Source organism: Chromobacterium sp. (genome assembly GCF_041912965.1).
GTDB classification, from domain to species: Bacteria; Pseudomonadota; Gammaproteobacteria; order Burkholderiales; family Chromobacteriaceae; genus Chromobacterium; species Chromobacterium aquaticum.
On record NZ_JAYSGF010000022.1, the window covers coordinates 1 to 1,377 of the forward strand.

General features: G+C 66.4%; 2 protein-coding genes. Both read left to right on the plus strand.

Translation table 11 applies throughout. The annotated features are described in order from the left end of the window. The first annotated feature begins 162 nt into the window (after positions 1 to 162). The gene (locus ACE3QM_RS13010) at positions 163 to 867 is read left to right on the plus strand and encodes an AzlC family ABC transporter permease (protein ID WP_374422410.1); all 705 of its coding nucleotides are present in this window, start codon (positions 163 to 165) and stop codon (positions 865 to 867) included. Then, on the plus strand, positions 864 to 1,175 hold the full coding sequence (locus tag ACE3QM_RS13015; RefSeq protein ID WP_374422412.1) for an AzlD domain-containing protein: 312 nt from the start codon (positions 864 to 866) through the stop codon (positions 1,173 to 1,175). Before ACE3QM_RS13010 ends, ACE3QM_RS13015 begins: the two co-directional genes overlap by 4 nt. Positions 1,176 to 1,377: the final 202 nt, after the last annotated feature.

Here is a 1,377-nt window from a genome sequence, read left to right on the forward strand (position 1 = left end):
GGATTTTCTCTTCACTAGCCCATTATCGCTTACAAAAAGATCGTAAACAGGTTCTGAGAAGCAGCTCAAAGCCACGCGGCCATCCCCCGCAAAATCGTTCAAGACGACTGCCGGTTTCGGCGGCATGATGAATCCATCTCATTGCCGCAAGGACACGCCCCGATGACCCGCTCCACCCCTGCCGCCTGGGCATGGCAAGGCGCGCGCGACAGCCTGCCAATGCTGATAGGCGCCGCGCCCTTCGGCGTGATCTTCGGCACCCTGGCCATCGCCGCCGGTCTCAGCCCGCTGAGCACTCAAGCCATGTCCTTGCTGGTGTTCGCCGGCTCCTCGCAATTCATCGCCGTCAGCCTGGTGGCGGCCGGCGCCGCGCTGCCGGTGATCTGGCTGACCACCTTCGTGGTCAATCTGCGCCACGCGCTGTACAGCGCCACCCTGCTGCCCTATGCGCGACCATGGCCGCTGGCCTGGCGCTGGCCGCTGGCGTTCTGGCTCACAGATGAAACCTTCGCCGTGGTCGAACATCGCTTCCGCACCCAGGGCGCCGCCGGCGGCCAGTGGTATTGGCTGGGCTCTTCGCTGGCGATGTACGGCAACTGGCAGGCGTGGACGCTGGCCGGCGTGCAGCTGGGACGCTCGGTGCCGGGGCTGGCGCAACTGGGCCTGGATTTCGCCATGGTGGCCACTTTCGCCGCCATCGTCGCGCCGCAATTGAAAAAGCGGCCCACGCTGGCGGCCGCGACGGTGGCCGGCCTGACCGCGCTGCTGGCGCGCGGCCTGCCCTACAAACTAGACCTGATGCTGGCGGCGCTGCTCGGCGTCGGCGCCGGACTCTTGCTGGAAGGCAAGCGCAAGGAGGCGGCATGAACCATTGGTGGATGATTTTCGGCATGCTGGCGGCCACCTTGCTGATCCGCGCCAGCTTTCTGGTGTTCGGCCAGCGGCTGGCCTTTCCGGACTGGCTGAACCGCGCGCTGCACTATGTGCCGGCGGCGGTGCTGTCGGCGCTGGTGGTGCCGATGGCGCTGGCCCCGGCCGGGCACATTGATCTGTCGCTGGGCAACGCCTATCTGATCGGCACCCTGGTCGCCATCGCGGTGGCGTGGAAGAACGGCAAGACCCTGCTCGCGATTGTGGTCAGCTTCATCGTCTATGGCTTGCTGCGCTGGCTCTGAGCAGCTGTCCAGAGCCCACGGAACAACACGCGCTCGCCGTGGGGGGGGGGGGGCCCCCCCCGCGGCCGAGGCCCAACGCCCGCAAATTTTAAAAAAAAACAACACCCACAACAAAAAAACACAACAACACCACCCCCCCCCGAAACACCCCCCCCAACCCCCCCCCCCCCCCCCAACCCCCGCCCCAAACCCACCCCCCCCC